4 protein-coding genes are annotated in these 7,309 nt (G+C 70.1%); 2 read left to right on the forward strand and 2 right to left on the reverse strand.

The genetic code is table 11. The features are described from left to right. The first annotated feature begins 87 nt into the window (after window positions 1-87). On the forward strand, window positions 88-2,421 hold the full coding sequence (gene recD2, locus CCN35_RS13500; protein WP_067399178.1) for an SF1B family DNA helicase RecD2: 2,334 nt from the start codon (window positions 88-90) through the stop codon (window positions 2,419-2,421). A 217-nt stretch (window positions 2,422-2,638) separates the two neighbouring features. Next, entirely contained in the window at window positions 2,639-3,928 is a 1,290-nt protein-coding gene (locus CCN35_RS13505; protein WP_067399183.1) for a citrate synthase, read from the forward strand. A gap of 672 nt (window positions 3,929-4,600) precedes the next feature. On the opposite strand, the gene CCN35_RS13510 is transcribed toward CCN35_RS13505, so the two are convergent. After that, window positions 4,601-6,886: a heavy metal translocating P-type ATPase gene (locus CCN35_RS13510; protein ID WP_067399188.1), complete on the reverse strand. Its 2,286-nt coding sequence runs from the start codon at window positions 6,884-6,886 to the stop codon at window positions 4,601-4,603. A gap of 53 nt (window positions 6,887-6,939) precedes the next feature. After that, entirely contained in the window at window positions 6,940-7,185 is a 246-nt protein-coding gene (locus tag CCN35_RS13515) for a heavy-metal-associated domain-containing protein (protein WP_067399191.1), read from the reverse strand. Window positions 7,186-7,309: the final 124 nt, after the last annotated feature.

The raw sequence follows: 7,309 nt of genomic DNA on the forward strand, positions 1-7,309 counted from the left end.
TAGCCCCGCCTCCCGCACCGGCATCCCCACCCCCCGGATCCCCTGGGCTTCTCCACTTCTGTCACACCCCGGCGGTACCGTCGCAGCATGAGCACGGAGGTGAATCGGGTGGGGCAGGCCGGGGAGCGGCGGCTGGTCGTACTCGAGGGCGTCCTGGAGCGGATCACGTATGCCAACGAGGAGAACGGCTACACGGTCGCCCGGGTCGACACCGGCCGGGGCTCGGGCGAGCTGCTCACGGTGGTGGGCGCACTGCTCGGGGCCCAGGTGGGGGAGTCGCTGCGGATGGAGGGGCGCTGGGGCTCCCATCCGCAGTACGGCAGGCAGTTCCACGTCGAGAACTACACGACCGTCCTGCCGGCCACCGTCCAGGGCATCCGCCGGTACCTCGGCTCCGGGCTCGTCAAGGGCATCGGGCCGGTCTTCGCCGACCGCATCACCCAGCACTTCGGGCTGGACACCCTGAGGATCATCGAGGAGGAGCCCGAGCGGCTCATCGAGGTCCCCGGTCTCGGGCCCAAGCGGACCAGGAGGATCGCCGAGGCCTGGGAGGAGCAGAAGGCGATCAAGGAGGTGATGCTGTTCCTCCAGACCGTCGAGGTGTCCACCTCCATCGCGGTCCGCATCTACAAGCAGTACGGCGACGCCTCCATCTCCGTGGTGAAGAACCAGCCCTACCGGCTCGCCGCCGACGTCTGGGGCATCGGCTTCCTGACCGCCGACAAGATCGCCCGGTCCGTCGGCATCCCGCACGACAGCCCGGAGCGCGTCAAGGCGGGACTGCAGTACGCGCTGTCGCAGTCCGCCGACCAGGGGCACTGCTTCCTGCCCGAGGAACGGCTGATCGCGGACACGGTCAAGCTGCTCCAGGTCGACACCGGGCTCGTCATCGAGTGCCTCGCCGAGCTCGCCGAGCCGCCGGAGGACGGCGGCGACCCCGGGGTCATACGGGAGAAGGTGCCGGGGCACGACGGAGGCGACCCGGTCACCGCCATCTACCTCGTGCCCTTCCACCGTGCCGAGATCTCCCTGTCCTCCCAGCTGCTGCGCCTGCTGCGCACCGAGGCCGACCGGCTGCCGTCCTTCCGGAGCGTGGACTGGGACAAGGCGCTGGGCTGGCTCAAGAGCCGTACGGGGGCCGAGCTCGCCCCCGAGCAGGAGGCGGCCGTGAAGCTGGCGCTGACCGAGAAGGTGGCCGTGCTGACCGGTGGCCCCGGGTGCGGCAAGTCCTTCACCGTGCGCTCGATCGTGGAGCTCGCCCGGGCGAAGAAGGCGAAGGTCGTGCTGGCCGCGCCCACCGGCCGTGCCGCCAAGCGGCTGTCCGAGCTCACCGGTGCGGAGGCCTCCACCGTGCACCGTCTGCTGGAGCTCAAGCCCGGCGGGGACGCCGCGTACGACAGGGACCGGCCGCTCGACGCCGATCTCGTGGTCGTCGACGAGGCGTCCATGCTGGACCTGCTGCTGGCGAACAAGCTGGTCAAGGCCGTGCCGCCGGGCGCCCATCTGCTGTTCGTCGGAGACGTCGACCAGCTGCCCAGCGTCGGCGCCGGGGAGGTCCTCCGGGACCTGCTGGCCGACTCCAGTCCCATTCCCGCGGTCCGTCTCACCCGTGTGTTCCGCCAGGCCCAGCAGTCCGGTGTGGTGACCAACGCGCACCGGATCAACGCCGGGAAGCATCCGATCACCGAGGGCATGAAGGACTTCTTCCTCTTCGTCGAGGAGGACACGGAGGAGGCCGGCCGGCTCACCGTGGACGTGGCCGCACGCCGCATCCCGGCCCGGTTCGGGCTCGATCCGCGCCGGGACGTGCAGGTGCTCGCCCCCATGCACCGCGGCCCGGCGGGCGCCGGCACGCTGAACGGCCTGCTGCAGCAGGCCATCACCCCTGGGCGGCCGGATCTGCCGGAAAAGCGGTTCGGCGGACGGGTTTTCCGGGTCGGGGACAAGGTCACTCAGATTCGCAACAACTACGAGAAGGGGAGCAACGGTGTCTTCAACGGCACCGTGGGCGTGGTCACCTCGCTCGACCCGGTCGAGCAGCGTCTGACGGTGCTGACGGACGAGGACGAGGAGGTTCCGTACGAGTTCGACGAACTGGACGAGCTGGCACACGCGTACGCGGTGACCATCCACCGCTCCCAGGGCAGTGAATATCCCGCGGTGGTGATCCCCGTCACCACCGGTGCATGGATGATGCTCCAGCGCAACCTGCTCTACACGGCGGTCACCCGGGCCAAGAAGCTGGTGGTCCTCGTCGGTTCGCGCAAGGCGATCAGCCAGGCGGTGCGCACGGTGTCGGCGGGGCGGCGCTGCACGGCGCTGGACTTCCGGCTCGCCGGACGACTGGCCGCCGCGGGGGCGGCCGACCGGCTCCTCGACGGCCGGGAACCGCTGCTTGCGGAGTCGGAACCCGCTTTCTGACGCCGTGTCACAAAAAATGATCGATCAAATGCGTCGCAAAGGTCACACAGGACTTCCCGTGGCCGGAGCGAGCGGGCAAGATGAGCGGATTGGCGGCACTCAGTGCCGCCGACAAGCCCAATGGTCGACCCCGAGTGCACTCTCCTGAGCCAAATGGGGGATGGTAGAGACAGTCAGGGCACCTCAAAGATGAGGCACTACGTCGGTGAGGGAAGACGTGAGCGACAACTCTGTAGTACTGCGGTACGACGGTAACGAGTACACCTACCCGGTGGTCGACAGTACCGTCGGCGACAAGGGCTTCGACATCGGGAAGCTGCGCGCCCAGACGGGTCTGGTGACCCTGGACAGCGGGTACGGCAACACGGCCGCCTACAAATCCGCCATCACCTATCTCGACGGTGAGAAGGGCATCCTCCGGTACCGCGGCTACCCGATCGAGCAGCTGGCCGAGCGCTCCACCTTCCTGGAGGTGGCTTACCTGCTGATCAACGGTGAGCTGCCGACCGCCGACGAGCTCGCCGCGTTCAAGTACAACATCACGCAGCACACCATGCTGCACGAGGACGTCAAGAACTTCTACAAGGGCTTCCCCCGCGACGCCCACCCGATGGCGATGCTGTCGTCGGTGGTCTCGGCGCTGTCGACGTTCTACCAGGACAGCCACAACCCGTTCGACGAGACGCAGCGCAACCTCTCCACCATCCGCCTGCTCGCCAAGCTTCCGACGATCGCGGCGTACGCGTACAAGAAGTCGATCGGCCACCCCTTCGTCTACCCGCGCAACGACCTCGGTTACGTCGAGAACTTCCTGCGCATGACCTTCTCGGTCCCCGCCCAGGAGTACGAGCTGGACCCGATCGTGGTCTCCGCGCTGGACAAGCTGCTGATCCTGCACGCGGACCACGAGCAGAACTGTTCGACCTCCACGGTCCGCCTGGTCGGCTCCTCGCAGGCCAACATGTTCGCCTCGATCTCGGCCGGCATCAGCGCGCTGTGGGGCCCCCTGCACGGCGGCGCCAACCAGTCGGTGCTGGAGATGCTCGAGGGCATCCGTGACTCCGGCATCAGCGTCGACGCCTTCATCCGCAAGGTGAAGAACAAGGAGGACGGCGTCCGCCTGATGGGCTTCGGCCACCGGGTCTACAAGAACTTCGACCCGCGCGCCAAGATCATCAAGGCTGCCGCCCACGAGGTGCTCTCCGCGCTGGGCAAGAAGGACGAGCTGCTCGACATCGCCCTGAAGCTGGAGGAGCACGCGCTGTCCGACGACTACTTCGTCGAGCGCAAGCTCTACCCGAACGTGGACTTCTACACCGGTCTGATCTACCGGGCCATGGGCTTCCCGACCGAGATGTTCACGGTGCTGTTCGCCATCGGCCGCCTGCCGGGCTGGATCGCCCAGTGGCAGGAGATGATCAAGGAGCCGGGCTCCCGCATCGGCCGCCCGCGCCAGATCTACACCGGTGTGGTCAAGCGCGACTTCGTCCCCGTCGAGGAGCGCTGAGCCGGCACCTCGGTTCTCCCGGCCCCGTGTCCGCTCGTGCGGCGGGTGCGGGGCCTTGGCCTCGCATCGGGCCCGAGGGCTCCCCTGGGCCGTGCCGGGCCCGAGGAGACGGTGAGAAAGCGGAAGGCGCCCCGGTGACGCCGGTCCCCCCACGGGCCGGCGACCAGGGCGCCTTCCCATGTCCCGGTACGGATTCCCCCCACGGGATCCGGCCGGGCGTCTGTGAGGGCCAGCGCCTGAATCGCTGGGCGCACGGCGAGCGGAACCCACCGCGCTTGTGCACCGCAGCCGTACCGCCGGTGCAGTCGTGCTGCCGGTGCGGTCTGCCGGGACAGCGCACGCACGGGAGGGCCGCTCAAAGCTTCCCGCTGTACCTGCCCCGGCAACGCATCTCCGAGGAAGTCCCCCAAGACATCCCCGGTTGCCGGTCAGCGCCCCCCAAGACGCTGCCCGACAATGACAACCGCCAACTTAGACCTTCGAACCCCTTCGATGGTTACGTTCACATCACTGTGATCTGAGTCTCTCGCGCATGTCCGTTCCGTACACAGGAGTCCACGTACGGTGAACGGGACTCCAGGGTAAGGATGATGCGTGAGCCTTGTGAAGAGCTTATGTGAGGCACGCGTTGGACTTCTAGAGGGTCTCTGACTTCCGTCAGAAGTCGTGATCTCAACGGAACGTCCGCAGCCGCAGACTGTTCGTGACCACGAACACCGAGGAGAACGCCATCGCCGCCCCCGCGATCATCGGGTTGAGAAGCCCGGCGGCGGCCAGGGGCAGCGCGGCCACGTTGTAGCCGAAGGCCCACACCAGGTTGCCCTTGATGGTGGCCAGGGTCCGCCGGGACAGCCGGATGGCGTCCGCGGCCACCCGCAGATCGCCGCGCACCAGGGTCAGATCGCCGGCCTCGATGGCGGCGTCCGTGCCGGTGCCCATCGCCAGGCCCAGATCGGCGGTGGCGAGCGCGGCCGCGTCGTTGACGCCGTCGCCGACCATGGCCACGCTCCGCCCCTCGGCCTGGAGCCGCCGGACGACGTCGACCTTGTCCTGCGGCAGCACCTCGGCGATCACGTCCTGGGGGTCGATCCCGACCGCCCGCGCCACGGTCTCGGCGACCGTGCGGTTGTCCCCGGTCAGCAGCATGGGGCGCAGCCCCAGCGCGCGCAGCTCCCGTACGGCCTCGGCGCTGGTCTCCTTGACCGCGTCGGCCACGGCGACGACACCCCGGGGCGCCCCGTCCCAGCCGACGACGACCGCCGTACGGCCCTCGCGCTCGGCCTCGCGGCGGGCGCGGTCCACCTCCTCGGGCAGCCCGGCGGCGACGTCCTCGAACCGGCCCACGGTCACGTCGTGGCCCTCCACGCGCCCGCGTACGCCCCGCCCGGGGACGTTCTCGAAGTGCTCGACCGGGGGCAGCGGTCCCACCCGCTCCTCGGCGCCGGCGGCAATGGCCTTGGCGACCGGGTGCTCGGAGGCGTGCTCCAGGGCGCCCGCGAGGCGCAGCAGCTGCTTCTCGTCGGTGCCCTCGGCGGTGTGCACCTCCTGGAGGGTCATCCGGCCCGTGGTGACCGTGCCGGTCTTGTCCAGGACGACGGTGTCGACCCGGCGGGTGGACTCCAGCACCTCGGGACCCTTGATCAGGATGCCGAGCTGGGCGCCCCGGCCGGTGCCGACCATCAGCGCGGTCGGTGTGGCCAGGCCCAGCGCGCACGGGCAGGCGATGATCAGCACCGCGACGGCCGCGGTGAAGGCCGCGGTCGCGTCACCGGTGGCGAACAGCCAGGCGAGCAGGGTGCCCAGGGCGATGACCAGGACGACCGGCACGAAGACCGCCGAGATCCGGTCGGCCAGCCGCTGCACCTCGGCCTTGCCGTTCTGCGCGTCCTCGACCAGCTGCGCCATCCGCGCGAGCCGGGTGTCCGCGCCGACCCGGGTGGCCTCGACCACCAGACGGCCGCCCGCGTTGACCGTGGCGCCCGTGACGGGGTCGCCGACACCGACGTCCACCGGCACCGACTCGCCGGTCAGCATGGAGACGTCGACCGCCGAGGTGCCCTCGACGACCGTGCCGTCGGTGGCGATCTTCTCCCCGGGCCGTACGACGAACCGGTCGCCGACGGCCAGCGCGGACACCGGGACCCGGGTCTCCACCCCGTCGCGCAGGACGGCGACGTCCTTCGCGCCCAGCTCCATCAGCGCCCGCAGCGCGGCCCCCGCCCGCCGCTTGGAGCGGGCCTCCAGGAAACGGCCGAGCAGGATGAACGCCACGACTCCGGCGGCGACCTCCAGATAGATCGTGGAGGACGCGTCCGTCCGGGAGACGGCGAGGCTGAACTCGTGGCGCATCCCGGGCATGCCCGCATGACCGAGGAACAGGGCCCACAGCGACCAGCCGAACGCGGCCAGGGTGCCGATCGAGACCAGCGTGTCCATGGTGGCGGCGCCGTGCCGGGCGTTGGTCAGGGCCGCCCGGTGGAACGGCAGGCCGCCCCAGACGACGACCGGCGCGGCGAGGGTCAGCGAGAGCCACTGCCAGTGGTCGAACTGCAGGGCCGGGACCATGGCGAGCAGGACGACGGGGGCGGCGAGGACCGCGGAGACGATCAGACGGCGGCGCAGGGAGTCCAGCTCGGGATCCGGGGGCGTCTGCCGCTCGGCCGGCTCCGCCCCGGCTTCCGGTTCCGGCGCCGGTTCCGGCCGCGGGGGCTCCTCGGCCGTGTAGCCCGTCCTCACCACGGTGGCGATCAGATCGTCGACGGACACCTCGGGAGGGTGGGCGATCCTGGCCTTCCCCGTGGCGAAGTTGACCGTCGCGGTGACGCCGTCCATGCGGTTGAGCTTCTTCTCGACGCGGGCCGCGCAGGAAGCGCAGGTCATCCCGCCGATGAGCAGCTCGACCTCGGTGAGGTCCGGCCGGTCGGCCGGGGATGTCCGCGGGGCGGTGGAGGTGTTCATCCGGGAACTCCAGACGGCGGAGGGGAGGGGTGGAGCGGTGCTGCCGGGCTCCGTCAGACCGTGCCGACGAGCTCGAAGCCGGCCTCGTCCACGGCGGCGCGCACCGCCTCCTCGTCGAGCGGGGCCGCGGAGACGACGGTGACCTCGCCGGTGGAGGCGACGGCCTTCACCGAGCTGACGCCGGGCAGCTCGGAGATCTCGGCGGAGACGGCGCCCTCGCAGTGCCCGCAGCTCATCCCGCTCACCTTGTAGACGGTGGTGACGGCGGCGGTGTCCGGGGTGTCGGTCCGGTCGGTCATGGCTACTCCTCGATCGTGCTGTGTTGTGCGGGTCGTGCCGCATGGGGTGCGCGAGGCCCACGGGACCGCGCCCCTGCGACAACACTATACCCCTAGGGGGTATTCCCCCAAGGGTCGCGGTCCC

The sequence above is a fragment of the Streptomyces thermovulgaris genome, assembly GCF_002155915.1.
Classification (GTDB): domain Bacteria; phylum Actinomycetota; class Actinomycetes; order Streptomycetales; family Streptomycetaceae; genus Streptomyces; species Streptomyces thermovulgaris.

Bases quoted from the DNA above. Each gene is read 5' to 3' on its own strand.
- CCN35_RS13515 (WP_067399191.1), bottom strand. From the start codon at position 7,185: ATGACCGACCGGACCGACACCCCGGACACCGCCGCCGTCACCACCGTC.
- CCN35_RS13510 (WP_067399188.1), bottom strand. From the start codon at position 6,886: ATGAACACCTCCACCGCCCCGCGGACATCCCCGGCCGACCGGCCGGAC.
- recD2 (WP_067399178.1), top strand. From the start codon at position 88: ATGAGCACGGAGGTGAATCGGGTGGGGCAGGCCGGGGAGCGGCGGCTG.